18 protein-coding genes are annotated in these 18,087 nt (G+C 35.6%); 9 read left to right on the top strand and 9 right to left on the bottom strand.

Translation table 11 applies throughout. From position 1 onward, the window contains the following. Positions 1 to 22: 22 nt before the first annotated feature. From QSV08_RS15720 to recA, 3 genes are all read right to left on the bottom strand, one after another. Positions 23 to 589, bottom strand: coding sequence for an RNA polymerase sigma factor (locus QSV08_RS15720; protein WP_133685886.1), 567 nt, complete (start codon positions 587 to 589; stop codon positions 23 to 25). A gap of 15 nt (positions 590 to 604) precedes the next feature. Further along, positions 605 to 1,030 (bottom strand): hypothetical protein, encoded by a 426-nt coding sequence (locus tag QSV08_RS15715; protein ID WP_324024669.1) that lies wholly within the window; start codon positions 1,028 to 1,030, stop codon positions 605 to 607. 80 nt (positions 1,031 to 1,110) lie between these two features. Continuing rightward, entirely contained in the window at positions 1,111 to 2,118 is a 1,008-nt protein-coding gene (gene recA, locus QSV08_RS15710) for a recombinase RecA (protein ID WP_282048826.1), read from the bottom strand. Positions 2,119 to 2,491: 373 nt separating this feature from the next. On the opposite strand from recA, the gene QSV08_RS15705 reads away from it, so the two are divergent. From QSV08_RS15705 to QSV08_RS15665, 9 genes are all read left to right on the top strand, one after another. Then, positions 2,492 to 3,523 (top strand): rhodanese-related sulfurtransferase, encoded by a 1,032-nt coding sequence (locus QSV08_RS15705; RefSeq protein ID WP_324024668.1) that lies wholly within the window; start codon positions 2,492 to 2,494, stop codon positions 3,521 to 3,523. A gap of 243 nt (positions 3,524 to 3,766) precedes the next feature. Next, positions 3,767 to 4,963, top strand: coding sequence for a PSP1 domain-containing protein (locus tag QSV08_RS15700; RefSeq protein WP_324024667.1), 1,197 nt, complete (start codon positions 3,767 to 3,769; stop codon positions 4,961 to 4,963). Next, positions 4,956 to 5,441 carry a gliding motility lipoprotein GldH gene (locus QSV08_RS15695; protein WP_324024666.1) on the top strand — a complete coding sequence of 162 codons (486 nt, stop codon included), beginning with the start codon at positions 4,956 to 4,958 and terminating at the stop codon, positions 5,439 to 5,441. Before QSV08_RS15700 ends, QSV08_RS15695 begins: the two co-directional genes overlap by 8 nt. A gap of 3 nt (positions 5,442 to 5,444) precedes the next feature. Continuing rightward, entirely contained in the window at positions 5,445 to 7,790 is a 2,346-nt protein-coding gene (locus QSV08_RS15690; RefSeq protein WP_324024665.1) for a transglycosylase domain-containing protein, read from the top strand. Between the two features lie 105 nt (positions 7,791 to 7,895). Further along, positions 7,896 to 8,594 (top strand): CoA transferase subunit A, encoded by a 699-nt coding sequence (locus QSV08_RS15685; RefSeq protein ID WP_299798695.1) that lies wholly within the window; start codon positions 7,896 to 7,898, stop codon positions 8,592 to 8,594. A 4-nt stretch (positions 8,595 to 8,598) separates the two neighbouring features. After that, positions 8,599 to 9,252 (top strand): CoA transferase subunit B, encoded by a 654-nt coding sequence (locus QSV08_RS15680; protein WP_324024664.1) that lies wholly within the window; start codon positions 8,599 to 8,601, stop codon positions 9,250 to 9,252. 495 nt (positions 9,253 to 9,747) lie between these two features. Beyond that, entirely contained in the window at positions 9,748 to 10,113 is a 366-nt protein-coding gene (locus QSV08_RS15675; protein WP_324024663.1) for a hypothetical protein, read from the top strand. A gap of 190 nt (positions 10,114 to 10,303) precedes the next feature. Next, complete coding sequence (locus QSV08_RS15670; RefSeq protein ID WP_324024662.1) at positions 10,304 to 10,783, top strand: GNAT family N-acetyltransferase; 480 nt, start codon at positions 10,304 to 10,306, stop codon at positions 10,781 to 10,783. A 16-nt stretch (positions 10,784 to 10,799) separates the two neighbouring features. Then, a complete protein-coding gene (locus QSV08_RS15665) occupies positions 10,800 to 11,948 on the top strand; it encodes a serine hydrolase domain-containing protein (protein ID WP_324024661.1) in 1,149 nt (382 codons plus the stop codon). A gap of 10 nt (positions 11,949 to 11,958) precedes the next feature. Here the strand turns inward: QSV08_RS15665 and QSV08_RS15660 are convergent, their stop codons facing one another. The 6 genes from QSV08_RS15660 to QSV08_RS15635 all read right to left on the bottom strand — a co-directional run bounded on the left by QSV08_RS15660 (position 11,959) and on the right by QSV08_RS15635 (position 17,945). Beyond that, positions 11,959 to 13,116, bottom strand: coding sequence for a methionine aminotransferase (locus QSV08_RS15660; RefSeq protein ID WP_324024660.1), 1,158 nt, complete (start codon positions 13,114 to 13,116; stop codon positions 11,959 to 11,961). 82 nt (positions 13,117 to 13,198) lie between these two features. After that, a complete protein-coding gene (locus QSV08_RS15655) occupies positions 13,199 to 13,744 on the bottom strand; it encodes a type 1 glutamine amidotransferase domain-containing protein (protein ID WP_324024659.1) in 546 nt (181 codons plus the stop codon). 131 nt (positions 13,745 to 13,875) lie between these two features. Continuing rightward, a complete protein-coding gene (locus QSV08_RS15650) occupies positions 13,876 to 14,358 on the bottom strand; it encodes a very short patch repair endonuclease (RefSeq protein ID WP_324024658.1) in 483 nt (160 codons plus the stop codon). A 66-nt stretch (positions 14,359 to 14,424) separates the two neighbouring features. Continuing rightward, positions 14,425 to 15,171: a succinate dehydrogenase/fumarate reductase iron-sulfur subunit gene (locus QSV08_RS15645; protein WP_324024657.1), complete on the bottom strand. Its 747-nt coding sequence runs from the start codon at positions 15,169 to 15,171 to the stop codon at positions 14,425 to 14,427. Positions 15,172 to 15,236: 65 nt separating this feature from the next. Further along, positions 15,237 to 17,252, bottom strand: coding sequence for a fumarate reductase/succinate dehydrogenase flavoprotein subunit (locus QSV08_RS15640; RefSeq protein ID WP_324024656.1), 2,016 nt, complete (start codon positions 17,250 to 17,252; stop codon positions 15,237 to 15,239). 12 nt (positions 17,253 to 17,264) lie between these two features. Continuing rightward, positions 17,265 to 17,945, bottom strand: a complete 681-nt coding sequence (locus QSV08_RS15635; RefSeq protein WP_324024655.1) for a succinate dehydrogenase cytochrome b subunit — start codon at positions 17,943 to 17,945, stop codon at positions 17,265 to 17,267. Between the last annotated feature and the right edge of the window lie 142 nt (positions 17,946 to 18,087).

The raw sequence follows: 18,087 nt of genomic DNA, 5'->3' as shown, positions 1-18,087 counted from the left end.
TTTCTATCTATAATCACGAGGATTATAAAAAGTGTGTTGATATTATAATTAAGATACTTACAATTGATTGCGTGATCTTAGTTTCTATTTTTTCTTTTAATAATGCGCGTGCCCTAGCAAGATTAGATTTTGAGGTACCAATGGTGGTGCCTAAAAGTTCACTAATTTCTTTATGTGTGTAGCCATCCATTACATATAAATTAAATGTAGCGCGGTATTTATTAGGTAATTCTTGAATGTAGCTTAGTAACGTTTGCAAGCTGATGTCATCATAGACGTTATCTACGGTAACTTCTTCTTCGGTATTATCGGTAACTACATTAAGGTATTCTTGCTTTCTATATTTTTGCAGCGCAGTATTCACGGTAATTCTTTTCATCCAACCTTCAAAAGAACCTTTGTTTTTAAACTGACCTATTTTATCATAAATGGTCATAAAACTATCATGTAGGGTATCTTCTGCCTGCGATTTGGATTTGGAATATTTTAGGCATATACCATAGAGAGTTGTGGCATAGGCTCTATATAGTAGCTCCTGTGCTTTACGGTCTCCTTTTTTGCAATTATGTATGAGTTCTTCTAGACTCACAAATGGTTGGTTGTTTTAAGGGTTGTTTACTGGAACGACAATTTCCATATATTCTGCTTCTCCGTCGCTATTATCGCCTTTGTAAAATTTAAATGTATAGGGTTCGGTATAAATTACCTGGAAGTTGAAAGACGCCGTTTCTTGAATTAATTCTTCCATACAATCATCAATATCAGTTCTTACTGCCCCAATGGCAACAACACTTCTAGTGGTCAGGGAATCTTTAACAACGTCAAAACCTTCATAGTATGTACAACTATCGGGTTTTAAATAATTTACAGAAATCTTATAAGTCTCATTAAGAATAAAAGATTCTGGTACTTCTGCATCGACAATCTCCAATGCTGTAAAATGGAAATTGGCTTCATCATCATCAATAGAACAACCATTGCAAATAAATGCTATGACCAAGGTCAACAGCATCATCTTATTTCTCATCATATAACTGTTTTGTCTATAGGATGAAAATCAAGTACAATGGTTGCGTTAATTCATTTATGTTTACTTAAATAAAACTGAATTTAAGCATTTAAGGCTGCAATGGCTTCTCTAATTTTACCATCTAATTCCTCAAATAATTCAGGATTATCTAAAAGTATGTTTTTAACCGCATCACGACCTTGACCTAATTTTGTGTCGCCATAGCTAAACCATGATCCGCTCTTTTTTATAATTTCGTATTCAACCCCTAGGTCGATAACTTCACCAACTTTAGAAATACCTTCACCATACATAATATCAAATTCAGTGGTACGGAAAGGTGGTGCAACTTTATTCTTAACAACTTTAACTCTGGTCTTGTTACCTTGAACATTACCATCGGTATCTTTTATTTGTGTAGATCTTCTAATATCTAAACGAACAGATGCGTAAAATTTAAGTGCATTACCACCGGTAGTAGTTTCTGGGTTACCGAACATTACACCAATTTTTTCACGTAATTGGTTAATGAATATAACAGTACAATTTGTTTTACTGATAGAACCGGTTAGTTTTCTAAGTGCTTGTGACATTAAACGTGCGTGAAGTCCCATTTTAGAATCTCCCATTTCACCTTCAATTTCACTTTTTGGTGTCAATGCTGCAACTGAATCTATTACTACAATATCGATTGCTCCAGAACGAATTAAGTTATCTGCAATCTCTAATCCTTGCTCACCGTTATCTGGTTGAGAAATAATTAGGTTATCTATATCAACACCAAGTTTTTGAGCGTAAAAACGGTCAAAAGCATGCTCAGCATCAATAAATGCAGCAATACCTCCTTTTTTTTGTGCTTCTGCTATAGCGTGTAAAGTCAAGGTTGTTTTACCTGAAGATTCTGGTCCGTATATTTCAACTACACGACCTCTTGGGTAACCCCCTACGCCTAAGGCAATATCTAAACCTAATGAGCCAGAAGGTATCACTTCAACATCTGCAACAACACTATCTCCCAATTTCATTACAGCGCCCTTACCATAGGTCTTATCCATTTTGTCAAGGGTCAACTTTAATGCTTTTAATTTTGCTTCTTTTTCAGAACTCATTTTCTATTTTTTTGGAAAGCTAAATTACCAAATCTTTTTTGATTTGAATAATATTGAATCGATTACGCAACCATTTTAGGCAATTACTATCTTTTATAAAATAGAAGTTACTTCATTGGTTATAAATCGCTGTTTTTAGTGTCGGCGATTATAGGTGGCTATATCCTTTTTCTATTCTTTAAGAATGCTATGAAAAAGAAAAAAATGGAATAGTCGATAAAGAGTCTTGTAATAAGCAAGGCTCTTTTTTTATGAAGTAAAGTGGTTAAGCTTAATAAAATAGGTGCATTTTTCAATATTATAGTTATTTTTGCCCTTTAAAATTTTTCTATAAACCTTCTGCCTGTTGGCAGACTTAAATTATTAGTATAGCATGCAACTGTACAATACGTTAAGTGCAATAGAAAGAGCAGCTTTAATTGAAGAAGCGGGTAAGGAACGCCTTACTATCTCTTTCTATACCTATGCACACATTGGTAATACCAACATTTTTAGAAACCACCTTTTTATCAACTGGAACGATATGGATGTTCTTGGGCGAATTTATGTTGCCCACGAGGGTATAAATGCTCAGCTTTCTGTGCCAGCTGAAAACTTCAATGTTTTTAAAGAACATCTAGATAGTATTTCTTTTCTAGAGAATGTGCGACTCAATATTGCCATTGAACAAGACAACCTTTCTTTTTTAAAGTTAAAAGTGAAAGTCAGAAATAAGATTGTAGCTGACGGATTAGAAGATAATTCTTTTGATGTCACCAATAAAGGTATTCACGTAGGTGCAGAACGGTTCAATGAACTTATTGAAGATCCAGATACGGTTTTGGTAGATATGCGAAACCATTATGAAAGTGAAATAGGGCACTTTAAAAATGCCGTAACACCCGATGTTGATACGTTTAGAGATTCATTAGATATTATTGAACGCGATTTAGCAGATCATAAAAAGGATAAGAAACTGGTAATGTATTGTACTGGCGGAATTCGTTGCGAAAAAGCCAGTGCTTATTACAAGCACAAAGGTTTTGAGCAGGTATATCAACTAGAAGGCGGAATCATTGAATACACCCGACAAGTAGAGAAAAACTATCTTGAAAATAAATTCAAGGGTAAGAATTTTGTTTTTGATCACAGAAGGGGAGAGCGTATTAGTGATGACGTTATTGCCAACTGCCATCAATGTGGCGAGTCTTGCGATGAACATGTAAATTGTGCTAATGAAGCTTGTCATTTATTATTTATTCAATGCCCATCTTGTGCAGAAAAAATGAATAATTGCTGTTCAGACGGTTGTAAAGAAGTGCATGAATTACCTTTTGAAGAACAAAAAGCGTTGAGAAAAGGTAAGGTTGTAAGCAATAAGATATTTAAAAAAGGCCGATCAGAAGTGCTGAAGTTTAAAAAGTAGGCTTTAAGATTCCATAAGGTTTAAGTCATTAAACTATACGATACATTATAAAAAGGCAACGTTTTTCGTTGCCTTTTTATGTTTTTAAAATGCTCTTAGGTTATTGGTAAAGTCGCTATTTAAAACCTTCACCGCTAATTTCACTTTTATTTCACATTAAAAAAACTGTATCTTTACCTATAAGTTTTTTATGAACCTTTTTTGGTGAATTTTATATAATTCGACCAAACCAATATATATAATATGAGTTGTAGTAGTTGTTCTACCGGTAAGGATGGACAACCAAAGGGATGCAAGAATAACGGTACTTGCGGTACAGATGGTTGCAATAAACTGACAGTCTTTGACTGGCTTTCAAATATGTCGCTCCCTAATGGGGAACGACCATTCGATTTTGTTGAAGTTCGATTTAAAAATAGTAGAAAAGAATTTTTTCAGAACACAGAGAATCTTTCACTTTCCATTGGCGATATAGTTGCCACACAAGCACTTTCAGGTCATGACATAGGTATGGTTACCTTAACTGGTGAACTTGTGCGTGTGCAAATGAAGCGAAAGAAGGTATCTTTTACTGAAGAAGAAGCTCCGAAAGTTTACAGAAAAGCGAGTCAGAAAGATATAGATATTTGGCAAAAATGTAGAGATCGAGAAGAAGAAATTAAGAAAAGAGCGCGTGAAATCGCTATTATTTTAAAGCTTCAAATGAAGATCTCTGATGTAGAGTTTCAAGGTGATGGGTCTAAAGCTACTTTTTACTATACAGCCGATGAACGTGTAGATTTTCGTCAGTTGATAAAAGACATGGCAAAGGCGTTCGGTATTCGTATCGAAATGCGTCAAATTGGGTATCGTCAAGAAGCACAAAGGCTTGGCGGTATCGGATCTTGTGGTAGAGAGTTGTGTTGTTCAACATGGTTAACAGATTTTAGGTCTGTAAGTACTTCTGCAGCACGTTACCAACAATTATCATTGAATCCGCAAAAGCTTGCAGGTCAATGTGGTAAATTGAAGTGTTGTTTGAATTATGAGCTAGACGTCTATGTAGATGCTCTTAAAGATTTTCCTGCTCAAGACACAAAATTGTCTACTGAAAAAGGACTCGCTTTCTGTCAGAAAACTGATATTTTTAAAGAAATGCTATGGTTTTCATATAGAGATGATCCTGCTAATTGGCATGTGCTTTCTAAAGATCAGGTTAACGAAATTTTAGAGAAGAATAAAAATAAAGAGAAAGTAGCTAGTTTGGAGATGTACGCAATGGAAATTGCCGTTGAAGAAAAAGTAGTTTTCGAAAATGTAGTAGGGCAAGATAGCCTTACACGTTTCGATAGACCAAAAGGTGGCGGAAACAATAATAAAAATAGGAATAAGAACAAAAACCGCAACCGAAATAAGAACAAGAACAGCAATCGTAATAGAAATCAGAAGAAAGATGCGTAGTATATCTTGTTGTTTTTTAGCACTAGTGCTCTTTGCTTCTTGTGACAGCAATATTATCAAAACCGAGTACCGAACTCTAGAAGACGGTGTTTGGAACAAAGATAATGTGCTGGAATTTTCACTTTCTAAAATGGATACTATTGCGGCTCATGATATTTTCATCAACGTTCGCAATGACAATACTTTTCCTTATAGCAATCTATTTATTATTGCAGCATTGACTACGCCTGAGGGCGAAGTAACCAAAGACACTTTAGAGTATGCGATGTCGTTACCAGATGGCACTTGGCTAGGCAAGGGTAATGGTAGCATCAAAGAAAATAAATTATGGTATAAAGAAAAAATCGTTTTTTCATCTTCTGGCGTATATACTATAGAGGTATCGCAGGCGATGCGTAAAAATGGTAATGTTTCTGGTATAATTGGGCTAGAAGGTATTACCGATGTAGGTATAGAAGTAACAAAAAGCACCCCGTAAACAATGGCAAAAGAGGTAAAGAAAAAAACAACGAATAGTTTTTCGAAATTCATATTATGGTTTTGGATTTTGTTTGGGTCAGGTATTGCTATTGTGGCATTAATTTTCCTATCCGCTTCTTGGGGACTTTTCGGCGAACTGCCTTCTTACGAGTATTTAGAAAATCCGCAGACAAATTTAGCCTCACAAATCATCTCTTCTGATGGTAACTTGTTGGGTAAATTCTATTTAGATGATAACCGTACCGATGTAAAGTTCGAAGAATTACCAGATAACTTGGTAAATGCTTTAATAGCAACTGAAGATGCGCGTTTTAAAGATCATTCAGGTATTGATGCCAGAGGTACTGTTAGGGCATTCGCATATTTAGGTAGTAAAGGTGGGGCCAGTACCATTTCTCAGCAACTGGCACGTCAACTTTTTGTAGGGGTTCGTTCTAGAAATAAGTTAGAAACTATTCAGCAAAAAATAAAGGAATGGGTCTTAGCAATAAGATTAGAGCGTAGCTATACTAAAGAAGAAATCATTAGTATGTACTTTAATATCTATGATTTTGGTAATAATGCCGATGGTATTCGTTCTGCTGCTCGTATTTATTTTGGTAAAGAACCAAAAGACCTTAAAGTCGAAGAGTCTGCCATGTTGGTAGGTATGTTCAAAAACTCATCACTTTTTAATCCTATGCGTAGGGAAGAAATGGTGAAGAAACGTAGAGATGTGGTTTTAGCTCAAATGGCTAAATACGATTTCATCTCTGAAGTAGAGAAAGATTCCCTACAGGCCATGAAGATGGATATCAATTATAATCCAGAAACGCATAGTGTTGGTTTAGCAACTTACTTTAGAATGTATTTGCAACGTTTTATGAAGGGTTGGATAAATAAGAACCCAAAACCTGCGATAGGTGATGAGCCAGATAAGTATAATCTGTATTTAGACGGACTGAAAATCTACACTACCATTGACTCTAAAATGCAGGCTAATGCAGAAGAAGCAGTCAATGAGCACATGACAAAATTACAAGCGGAATTTTTTCATCAAAATACACCAGATAGAAATAAGACAGCACCTTTCTTAGATATTACTCCAGAGGAAACGAAGGGTATTATGGAACGTGCCATGAAGAATTCTGATCGTTGGAAAATCATGAAGGCTTCCGGAAAATCTGAAAAAGAGATTCGCGAGTCGTTTGATAAAAAGACCGAAATGACGGTTTTTGATTGGAAAAGTCCGACTAAAGAAAAAGATACCATTCTTACACCAAGAGATTCTATTCGTTATTACAAGACTTTTTTAAGAACTGCAATGATGTCTATGGAGCCACAAACAGGTCATGTTAAGGCATGGGTCGGTGGTATCAATTATAAGCATTTTCAGTATGATAATGTTATTATGGGGTCAAGACAGGCAGGTTCTACTTTTAAACCTTTTGTTTATGCAGCAGCAATAGATCAATTACGACTATCACCTTGTGAAACTCGCCCAGATACGCAATACTGTATTGAAGCGGGTAAGCATGGTAATATGGAACCATGGTGCCCAAGAAATTCTAATCTTAAATATTCGGGTAATAGCTATACTTTAAAAAAGGCATTGGCAAATTCTATAAATACTATAACTGCACAATTAATAGATGAGGTAGGTCCGAAATCTGTGGTTAGTATGGTGCGTAACTTAGGTTTGAGCGGAGATATTCTAGAAGTACCCGCAATTGCTTTAGGTACTGTAGATGTAAATGTATACGAGATGGTAGGAGCTTATGGTGCTTTTGCTAACCAAGGGGTATATGTAAAACCAGTTATGGTAACCCGTATAGAAAATAAAGATGGTACCGTTTTATACGAATACGTTCCTGAAACTAAAGATGTGTTGAGTAAAGATGTTTCATACGCTATTTTAGATTTAATGAAAGGTGTTACTCAAGGTGGTTCTGGTACACGTTTACGTACAACTGGTTATAATAAGTGGAGAAAAGAGTATGATGAAATTATTACTGGGTATCCTTATAAATTAACGAATCCTATTGCAGGTAAAACAGGTACTACACAAAATAATAGTGATGGTTGGTTTATGGGTATGGTTCCTAATCTAGTTACGGGTGTTTGGGTAGGTGGTGAAGAAAGAGCGGTTCACTTTAAAAGTATTACCTACGGTCAAGGCGCTTCAATGGCATTGCCAATTTGGGGCTTGTATATGACCAAGAATTATGCTGATGAGGAGTTAGGTATTTCTAAAGAAGATTTTGAGAGGCCAAGCAATATGTCTATACAAATTAATTGCGATGAGTTTGCAGCCGATATTAAAGAAGATAATGATATTGAAGATGATCTAGAAGATTTAGATTTCTAGGCATATTCTATTGTAATAATGAAAAGGTCTTGGTGCAAACCAAGACCTTTTTTTATTTTATCCATTTTAAATGGGTAATTTAGTGACTAGATAATTTAATAAAAAATGATACGTAAAACAGTAGCAAACGTAACCGATGCATTAGCAGGAGTAAAAGACGGAATGACCTTTATGTTAGGGGGATTCGGACTTTGTGGTATACCTGAAAATGCGATAAGTGAATTGGTCAAATTAGGTGTAAAAGACATCACTTGTATTTCTAATAATGCGGGAGTTGATGATTTTGGCTTGGGATTATTGTTGCAGCAACATCAAATTAAAAAAATGATCTCTTCTTATGTTGGCGAGAATGATGAATTTGAGCGACAGATGTTAAGTGGAGAGTTAGATGTTGAGCTAACACCACAAGGTACATTGGCTGAAAAATGTAGAGCTGCACAAGCTGGTTTTCCTGCTTTTTTCACTCCGGCTGGGTATGGAACCGAAGTAGCTGAAGGAAAAGAAGTACGCGAATTCAATGGTAAAATGTACATATTAGAAGAAGCTTTTAAGGCAGATTTTGCATTTGTTAAAGCTTGGAAAGGTGATGCTGCTGGTAACTTAATATTTAAGGGGACCGCACGAAATTTTAATCCGTGTATGTGTGGTGCGGCAACAATTACTGTAGCTGAGGTTGAAGAACTAGTACCTGAAGGAGAATTAGATCCAAATCAAATACATATTCCAGGAATATTCGTGCAGCGAATTTTCCAAGGAAAAGATTACGAGAAAAGAATAGAACAAAGAACGGTACGTCAAAAATAAGAGCATGTTAGATAAAAACGGAATTGCAAAGAGAATTGCACAAGAAGTGGAAGACGGTTATTATGTAAATTTAGGTATTGGTATTCCTACGCTAGTTGCTAATTATGTTCGTGATGATATTAGTGTAGAGTTTCAAAGTGAAAACGGAATTCTTGGTATGGGTCCATTTCCTTTTGAAGGGGAAGAAGACGCAGATTTAATAAATGCCGGTAAGCAAACTATTACCGCGCTACCTGGTGCATCTTATTTTGACTCTGCAACGAGTTTTGCTATGATTAGAGGTAAACATGTAGACCTTACTATACTTGGTGCTATGGAAGTTGCTGAAAATGGTGATATAGCCAACTGGAAAATTCCGGGTAAAATGGTTAAAGGTATGGGTGGTGCTATGGATCTTGTAGCATCGGCAGAGAATATCATCGTTGCTATGATGCATACCAATAGAGCAGGTGAGTCTAAACTATTAAAGAAATGTAGTCTCCCTTTAACAGGGGTAGGTTGTGTTAAGAAGATAGTAACTAATTTGGCAGTACTTGCGGTGGTAGAAGAAGGTTTTTTGCTGTTAGAAAGAGCGCCTGGTGTATCTGTAGAAGATATTAAAGCTGCTACTGAAGGTAATCTGATAATTAGAGGAGAAGTTGCAGAGATGAATGTTTAGTAGGGTTGGGTAAATCATCGATGAAATAAGCTTTTTATATTTTTCACAACAGGTTATATTCAGTACACAACATTTATTGTCATGTTTGAGAACAACAGATGTATCTTTAGACCTCAATGAAACCCATAACCTATTAATTGCTTAACCGTCATGAATTCTCAAATTAATCACACAGCAAACGAACATAAAATTCAAGTATATAGAAATGACTTCTTTAGTGGATTTCTAAGACTTACCAAAAAGTTATTTATGTTATAAATTACTTTAAAAAAATTATAAAAGAGCGACTTATTAAGTCGCTCTTTTTTTTTGCCTTTTTTTGGGAAATGAGAATGCTAATAACTTTTATTCTTTAGTTTGATGTTCTAACTTGTCTAGGTTCACCACAATTTTAAGAAGTTTTACCACAAATACTTTATTGTAAGAAAAAGACTACATATATTTGAAGTGTAATAAAAAGTGAATCCCAAATCGCTTTGAAAAACTTAACCTAAAATGAAGTATGTATTTAGTTGCCTAATCTTGTTGGTACTTGTTGCCTCCTGTTCAAAAATTGAAGAAAATAACGACCCTATTATTGGTATTTGGAACCATACAGTTAAAACCGCTACCAATACGAATAAAATGGTTGTTGATAATGAAGAATGGATCTTTAATGATGTCTATCTAGGTCGCTTTCACGGTTATAAAGATGGACAAGTTGTCTATCTAACAGATTTCAACTGGAGTATTAATGGAGATGTATATATCGTTAGCTACCCAGGTACTGATTTCCCCAATGATTTCGTAAAAATGCAAGAGACAGATGAAGGAACAATACTTATGAGAACAGAAGGTAAATTATTTGCCGAAAAACAATAAGAGTTCGCAATTGAAAAATGCCCACGAACTATCGCATGTTATAAACATGCAGTACTAGAAACAGAAAAGTTACCAAATCAACCATTTTATAAAATTTCCCCCGGTTAGGAGCAAAGTAATTTGCTCCTTTTTTTATTTTAGGGGTATGGTACTTACTTATACTTTATGTTCTCTTCAAGAACTAGATCAATTGAGGTTAATTTCGGAACAAACTTTTGTTACTGCCTTTGCTAAAGACAACGACCCCAAAGATTTTGAAACCTATATCGAAAAAGCTTTTCCATTAGAAACCATTAAAGAAGAACTTCTTAATCCTAATAGTGATTTTTACTTTGTATACGCTAATAATGAAGTTGTTGGTTACTTTAAGTTGAATGTAAATGATGCACAGTCAGAACTAAAGAAAGATGATAGCATGGAGTTAGAGCGTATTTATGTATTAGCTAAGCATCAAGGTTTGGGTTTAGGGGAGCAATTTCTACATCACATTAAAATTATTGCTCAAAAACGAAATAAGAAAATGTTATGGTTAGGTGTGTGGCAAGAGAACAAACGCGCCATAAAATTTTATGAACGCCACGGATTTCAAAAATTCGATACTCATCCCTATTTTATAGGTTCAGATGAGCAGACAGATTGGTTAATGCGTTTCAATTTAAGTACCTTGTAGTTTCAAACTAACTTTCATGAAATTACATTTTATCACCTTCGTAGCGCTTCTTGGTTTTTTAAATCTACAGGGGCAAGAATATTACTTTCCAGAACGAAATGCAGATTGGGAAATAAAATCACCAAAAGATTTTAAAATTAAAGATGCCAAGCTAAATGAAGCGGTAGATTTTGCAGAGGCAAATGAATATTCAGGCTCTAGAGATTTGCGTATTGCTATCGTAAAAGGTTTTGAAAAAGAACCTTTTCATAAAATATTAGGTCCGACTAAAAAACGTGGCGGTCCTGCAGGCATGATTCTTAAAAATGGATATATAGTTGCTCAATGGGGAGATACTAAAAGAGTTGACATGACTTTCAGTGTTACCAAGAGTTTTTTGAGCACGATGGCAGGTCTTGCGGAAGATAAAAAGCTAATTACCGATACTAAGAATTTGGTAGGTGACTACATTTGGGATGGCACTTTTGACGGTGAACATAATTCTAAAATTACTTGGGAACATTTATTGCAACAGAACTCCGCATGGTCTGGTGAACTTTGGGGCGGTAAAGATTGGGCAGATAGACCACCAAGTGAAGGTGGTATTGATGATTGGAAGTTGGCAACACCCAAAGAACCTGGTACTGTTATGGAGTATAATGATGTACGTGTAAACGTATTGGCATATTCACTTACACATGTATGGCGTAAACCAATGCCCTTGGTCTTAAAAGAGAAAATTATGGATAAAATCGATGCATCTTCTACATGGCGTTGGTTTGGTTATGATGATGCTTGGGCAGAGATTGACGGACTTCAAATGAAGTCGGTTACTGGCGGCGGACACTCAGGGGCGGGTATATTCATTAGCGCAGAAGATATGGCTCGTTTTGGTATGTTGTTCTTGAATAATGGTAAATGGAAGAATGACCAATTGATTTCAGAGAATTGGATTAAAAAAGCGACAACCCCTTCAACACCTAATGCAAATTATGGCTACATGTGGTGGTTAAATAAAAAAGGCGCTAGACATTGGGAAGGTCTATCAGAAAACATCTACTATGCTGCCGGTTTTGGCGGTAACTTTATTGTTATAGATAAAGAGAATGATGTTGTCGTAGTAACTCGTTGGTTAGAGCCTAGTAAAATTGGTGAATTTATGACTAAAGTAAATGCTGCTTTTTAGTAAGTAGGTATTAGAGCTTGCACAGAATTTCTACTGCTTTTTCTAAAGTTTCCTGTTTTTTGGCAAAGCAGAATCTCAACATATGGTCATTTCTATTATCGACATTGAAAGAGGAAATCGGTATAGATGCTATGCCGTTTTCGGTGATTAAACGCTTTCCAATTACTTCATCTTCTTCATTTGAAATATTGGTATAATCTAATAGTTGGAAATATGTTCCTTGGGATGGTTTGAACTTGAATTTGGACGATTTTATTCCTTCAAGGAAGAAATCTCGTTTTTGTTGGTAAAAATTGTTCAAATTTAGATAATGCGATGGATTCTTTAAATAAATAGCCAAAGCACGTTGCACCGGATGGTCTACACAGAAAACCGCAAATTGATGCACCTTTCTAAACTCAGCCATCAGTTCAGTTGGTGCTACACAATAGCCCATTTTCCAACCGGTTACATGAAATGTTTTTCCGAAAGAGGCGCAGACAAAACTTCTGTTGGCTAAATCTGGAAATCGCGAAGCACTTTCATGCACTTGTCCGTCGAAAATAATATGCTCATAAACCTCGTCGCTCAAAAGAATAATATTGGTGGGTTTTAATATCTTCTCTAACTGCTCCATATCCCATTTGGTAAGAATTGTTCCGCTGGGGTTATGAGGCGTATTTATGATGACCATTTTGGTTTTATCGGTTATCTTACTTTTAAAGGCTGTCCAGTCTATCTTATAATCAGCAGCATCTAATTGAACATAAACAGGTATTCCGCCATTTAAAGTAATTGCGGGCTCATAACAGTCGTAAGCTGGTTTTATGACAATTACCTCGTCACCTTTGTTTACGAAGGCTGTAATAGCCGTAAAAATAGCTTGGGTGGCGCCAACGGTTACCGTTATTTCACTTTCTGGATTATACTCGTAATTGTGTAGCGTTGCAATTTTGCTAGATATGACTTCTCTAAGACCATAATACCCTTGCATGGGCGCATATTGATTATAACCGATGTTAATCGCCTCGCTTACTAAGGACTTTAATTTGCTATCAGCCTGAAAATTTGGAAAACCTTGAGATAGGTCAATTGCTTTATGTTTACGTGCAAGATTACCAACCGTTGTAAAAATGGTAGTTTTTATATCGGGTAATTTAGAAGCTTTGGTAAGTGGTGTATAATCCATAATAGTAAATGTATGAATTTTAAATACGGACATAAAAAAAGCCCAACCTATTGGTTGGGCTTATCAATTCCATTAGAATGAATTATGCATGCTGCATTTCATGTTTTCCTTCTTTTATTTCCTCAATTAATTTGGAATTAAAAGCTGGTAAATCATCCGGATTTCTACTTGTTACAAATCCTTCATCAACTACTACCTCTTGGTCTACCCAATTGGCTCCTGCATTTACTAAATCATCTTTAATGGAATTAAATGATGTCATTTTTCTTCCTTTTACTACTCCTGCACTAATTAATGTCCATGGTGCATGGCAAATTGCTGCTACCGGTTTCTTTAATTTAAAGAAATCGCGTACAAAATCTAATGCAGTTTCTTCTCTTCTTAGTAAATCTGGATTGATTACTCCGCCAGGTAAAACCAATGCATTATAATCTTCCGCTTTTACTTCACTTAGTGTTTTGTCAACCTTATAGCTGTTAGACCAATTTCCATCTGCCCAACCTTTTATTTCTCCTTTTTGTAAACTAACAATTTCCACATTAAAGCCTTCTTTTTCCATGGCTTCTTTTGGAGATTTTAATTCACTTTCTTCAAATCCATTTGTAGCTAATATTGCTATCCTCTTCATATTATATAGTTTTTTAGATTAATAATTATGTTCGTCACTAAGTTAATAATCATACATGCTGATATCCGTTAAGGCTATATTAAATAAGGGTTTACAAGGGTTAAAGATTTATTAAATGAACTTTATAAAACTCATTTTGTGCTCATTTGCACGGTATTTAAATGATTTAAGGTTGTTGCTAAGCAGTCATCAAGATTCTTTTTGATTTCAGATTCCCAGAACCTGAATACCGTATATCCTAAATGACTAAGTTCTCTGTTTACTTCATCATCACGCTGCATATTTCGTTCTATTTTATCAATCCAAAATTCGCGATTGGTTTTCACCTTTGGCTTTCGCTCTGCCCAATTTTTACCATGCCAATATTCCCCATCAATAAATATGACCGTTTTGTATTTAGGCAAGGCAATGTCAGGTTTACCGATCAGCTTTTTGTAATCTATTCGATAGCGATATCCGGCAGCGTATAATGCTTTTCTAAAAGCTAGTTCAGGCTTGGTATTTTTTCCTTTTATTTTGCTCATTATTTTTGAGCGCTGTGGGGTAGTGTAGAAACCAGATTCTTCATTGAACCTAGGTACTTTAATTCTTTCTTTAGGATAGTCTTTTGACATATCTTAAAAATAAAAAATCCCGAACCTTTACGGTCGGGATTTTTAAAAACTTTATGATTGTTAAGTCTAACTTTTAACGTTAGCACTTAAGAACTCGCGGTTCATTCTTGCGATGTTTTCTAAAGAAATTCCTTTCGGGCATTCTACTTCACATGCTCCAGTATTGGTACAGTTACCAAAACCTTCTAGATCCATTTGTGCTACCATGTTTTTAACACGGTCTACTGCTTCTACTTGACCTTGTGGTAATAATGCGTATTGAGATACTTTAGCACCTACGAATAGCATTGCAGAAGCATTTTTACAACTTGCAACACAAGCACCACAACCAATACATGTAGCAGCATCCATTGCCTCATCTGCAGCGTGCTTAGATATTGGAATACCATTAGCATCTTGAGTGTTACCTGAAGTGTTTACAGAAATGTACCCACCTGCATGTTGTATACGGTCAAATGAACTTCTGTCAACAACTAAATCTTTAATTACAGGAAACGCTTTTGCTCTAAACGGCTCAATAGTAATAGTATCACCATCTTTGAACATACGCATGTGCAATTGACATGTTGTTACACCTCTATCTGGACCATGTGCTTCTCCGTTAATGAACATAGAGCACATACCGCAAATACCTTCTCTACAATCGTGGTCAAAAGCTACAGGCTCATCACCTTTGTTAATTAATTGTTCGTTAAGAACATCCATCATTTCTAAGAATGACATATGTTCAGAAATCTCTGTCACTTTATAATCGACCATTTTACCCTTATCTTGGGCATTTGATTGTCTCCAAATTTTTAATGTCAGATTCATATTTTAAGTATTGAGTAATGAGTATTATTTTATGAAGTAAATCATATTTAATAGCTCAATACTATTTATTTATAACTTCTTTGTTTTAATTCGATTTCGTTGAACTCAAGCTCTTCTTTGTGTAAAACGGCATCACTAGGTTCTCCTTTATATTCCCATGCAGAAACGAACGCGAAATCAACATCGTTACGTTTTGCTTCACCTGCTTGTTCTCCACCAATCTCAACAGACTCTTCTCTAAAGTGACCACCACAAGATTCTTCTCTTTCAAGAGCATCTTTAGCGAATAACTCACCAAGTTCTAAGAAATCTGCTACACGACCAGCTTTTTCTAATTCTGCATTAAGTTCGGTTGCAGTACCAGGTACACTTACGTTTTTATAGAAATCTTCACGTAAAGCCTTAATTTCTGCCATTGCTTCTTTTAAGCCTTCAGCGTTACGAGACATTCCACATTTCTCCCACATAATATTACCTAATTTTTTATGGTAATAATCTACAGAGTGAGACCCTTTGTTATTCACAAAGAAATTAATTTTATCTGTTACTTCTTTTTCAGCAGCATCAAATTCAGGAGTATCGGTTGCTATTTTACCTGTACGAATTTCGTGAGATAGGTAATCACCAATAGTGTATGGCAATACAAAGTAACCATCTGCTAAACCTTGCATTAAGGCAGAAGCACCAAGTCTGTTTGCACCGTGATCAGAGAAGTTAGCTTCACCAATACAGTAAAGGCCTTCTACGGTAGTCATTAAGTTATAATCAACCCAAACACCGCCCATTGTATAATGTACCGCTGGGTAAATCATCATTGGTGTTTTGTATGGATCTTGATCAACGATTTTCTCATACATTTGAAATAAGTTACCATACTTCTCTTTTACGATAGCAGCACCTAATTTATATAATTTATCGGCAGAAGCATTTGAGATGTTATGAATCTTAGCTTGTTCAACACCGTAGCGTTGAATTGCAGATGCAAAATCTAAATATACAGCTTCACCAGTTGCATTTACTCCGTAACCGGCATCGCAACGTTCTTTTGCAGCTCTCGATGCAACATCACGTGGAACCAAGTTACCAAATGCAGGGTATCTTCTTTCTAAGTAATAATCTCTTTCATCTTCAGACAAATCGGTAGGCTTTTTCTTGCCTTCACGGATTGCCATAACATCATCCATATTTTTAGGAACCCAAATACGACCATCATTACGTAAAGATTCAGACATCAACGTAAGTTTAGACTGATAATCTCCTGAACGAGGAATACAAGTTGGGTGAATTTGAGTATAACAAGGGTTTGCGAAAAATGCTCCTTTTTTGTGTATTTTCCAAGCAGCTGTAGCGTTAGAACCCATTGCATTTGTTGAAAGGAAATAAACATTTCCGTATCCACCAGAAGCAATAACTACTGCGTGTGCAGAGTGGCGTTCTATTTCACCAGTAACTAAGTCACGAGCAATAATACCACGAGCTTTACCATCAACCTTTACTACATCTAACATTTCATGACGATTGAACGGGGTAATTTTACCACGTGCAATTTGTCTGTTCATTGCCGAATAAGCGCCTAACAATAATTGTTGGCCAGTTTGTCCTTTAGCATAGAAAGTACGAGAAACCAATACACCACCGAAAGAACGGTTGTCTAAAAGTCCGCCATAATCACGTGCAAATGGTACACCTTGGGCAACACATTGGTCAATAATATTTGCAGAAACTTCTGCTAATCTATATACGTTTGCTTCTCTTGAACGGTAATCACCACCTTTTACGGTATCGTAAAATAAACGGTAAGTTGAATCACCATCGCCTTGATAGTTTTTTGCAGCATTAATACCACCTTGTGCAGCAATAGAGTGAGCTCTTCTTGGAGAATCTTGGTAGCAAAATGTTTTTACATTATAGCCTAATTCTGCTAAAGTTGCAGCAGCAGAACCACCTGCCAATCCTGTTCCAACAACGATTACATCAATATTACGTTTGTTAGCAGGGTTAACTAAATCTATGTGGTTCTTATAATCGATCCACTTCGTTTTCAATGGACCTTTAGGTACTTTTGAGTCTAATACAGACATAAGTAATAGGTATTAATGATGATTAAAATGATGAAAAAGGGCAATGAAGATAAATCCTAACGGAATTACGATCGAATACACTTTAGCAAACAATTGTAGTTTTTCTTTTCTCATGCTTGATGCACCGGCAGACTGAAATGCAGAACTGAAACCATGCATAAGGTGTAGCGATAAGAAAATGAAGGCAATAACATAGGCACCTACGCGTAATGGATTTTCAAATTTATGAGCTAATTCCTCATAGTATCTGAATCCTTCACCGTTTGGCAGTAAACCAGTCATGTCTCCTGCAATAAATTTGGTGTTGATTTCTGGTATCCAGAAATCGATAAAGTGAAGTACTAAGAAAGCCAAAATAGCTAATCCGCTGTAAATCATATTACGGCTCATCCAGGATGAATTGGCAGCACCATTGTTTTTTGCGTATGTTTTTACTCTTGCACTTCTATTTTTAGCTTCTAAAATGAAACCCATCACAAAGTGATAAATAACACCGAAAATTAAAACAGGCTGCAAAACATATTGTACGGCCCAAAAAGTGCCCATAAAATGCGAAGCTTCATTAAACGCATCGGGACTTATAACCGATAAGATGTTTATTGCAAAATGCTGAAGTAGAAAAAACATTAAAAAGAAAGCAGAAAGCGCCATTGCGTACTTTCTACCAATCGAAGATTTAAAAAATCCGCTCATTAGTCGTTAATTTTATATGCGAATTTACATCACAAGCTAGTTATTAACAAGAATTAAGCAGTTTTAGTATGTCTATTTAGATTGATTTTAAAATGTATTTTTAGTGTGTTTAAGAATTTCCTCGATTTTTTAGGTTTAAAAT

The organism is Maribacter sp. BPC-D8, from assembly GCF_035207705.1.
Lineage (GTDB): Bacteria > Bacteroidota > Bacteroidia > Flavobacteriales > Flavobacteriaceae > Maribacter.
Note: the sequence above shows the minus strand (reverse complement) of the source record. Positions and strands in the feature narration are given on the sequence as shown.

What these genes read in the sequence shown, in the direction of transcription:
- QSV08_RS15715 (WP_324024669.1), bottom strand. Translation starts at nt 1,030, where the DNA reads ATGATGAGAAATAAGATGATGCTGTTGACCTTGGTCATAGCATTTATT.
- recA (WP_282048826.1), bottom strand. Translation starts at nt 2,118, where the DNA reads ATGAGTTCTGAAAAAGAAGCAAAATTAAAAGCATTAAAGTTGACCCTT.
- QSV08_RS15705 (WP_324024668.1), top strand. Translation starts at nt 2,492, where the DNA reads ATGCAACTGTACAATACGTTAAGTGCAATAGAAAGAGCAGCTTTAATT.
- QSV08_RS15700 (WP_324024667.1), top strand. Translation starts at nt 3,767, where the DNA reads ATGAGTTGTAGTAGTTGTTCTACCGGTAAGGATGGACAACCAAAGGGA.
- QSV08_RS15695 (WP_324024666.1), top strand. Translation starts at nt 4,956, where the DNA reads ATGCGTAGTATATCTTGTTGTTTTTTAGCACTAGTGCTCTTTGCTTCT.
- QSV08_RS15690 (WP_324024665.1), top strand. Translation starts at nt 5,445, where the DNA reads ATGGCAAAAGAGGTAAAGAAAAAAACAACGAATAGTTTTTCGAAATTC.
- QSV08_RS15685 (WP_299798695.1), top strand. Translation starts at nt 7,896, where the DNA reads ATGATACGTAAAACAGTAGCAAACGTAACCGATGCATTAGCAGGAGTA.
- QSV08_RS15680 (WP_324024664.1), top strand. Translation starts at nt 8,599, where the DNA reads ATGTTAGATAAAAACGGAATTGCAAAGAGAATTGCACAAGAAGTGGAA.
- QSV08_RS15675 (WP_324024663.1), top strand. Translation starts at nt 9,748, where the DNA reads ATGAAGTATGTATTTAGTTGCCTAATCTTGTTGGTACTTGTTGCCTCC.
- QSV08_RS15665 (WP_324024661.1), top strand. Translation starts at nt 10,800, where the DNA reads ATGAAATTACATTTTATCACCTTCGTAGCGCTTCTTGGTTTTTTAAAT.
- QSV08_RS15660 (WP_324024660.1), bottom strand. Translation starts at nt 13,116, where the DNA reads ATGGATTATACACCACTTACCAAAGCTTCTAAATTACCCGATATAAAA.
- QSV08_RS15655 (WP_324024659.1), bottom strand. Translation starts at nt 13,744, where the DNA reads ATGAAGAGGATAGCAATATTAGCTACAAATGGATTTGAAGAAAGTGAA.
- QSV08_RS15650 (WP_324024658.1), bottom strand. Translation starts at nt 14,358, where the DNA reads ATGTCAAAAGACTATCCTAAAGAAAGAATTAAAGTACCTAGGTTCAAT.
- QSV08_RS15645 (WP_324024657.1), bottom strand. Translation starts at nt 15,171, where the DNA reads ATGAATCTGACATTAAAAATTTGGAGACAATCAAATGCCCAAGATAAG.
- QSV08_RS15640 (WP_324024656.1), bottom strand. Translation starts at nt 17,252, where the DNA reads ATGTCTGTATTAGACTCAAAAGTACCTAAAGGTCCATTGAAAACGAAG.
- QSV08_RS15635 (WP_324024655.1), bottom strand. Translation starts at nt 17,945, where the DNA reads ATGAGCGGATTTTTTAAATCTTCGATTGGTAGAAAGTACGCAATGGCG.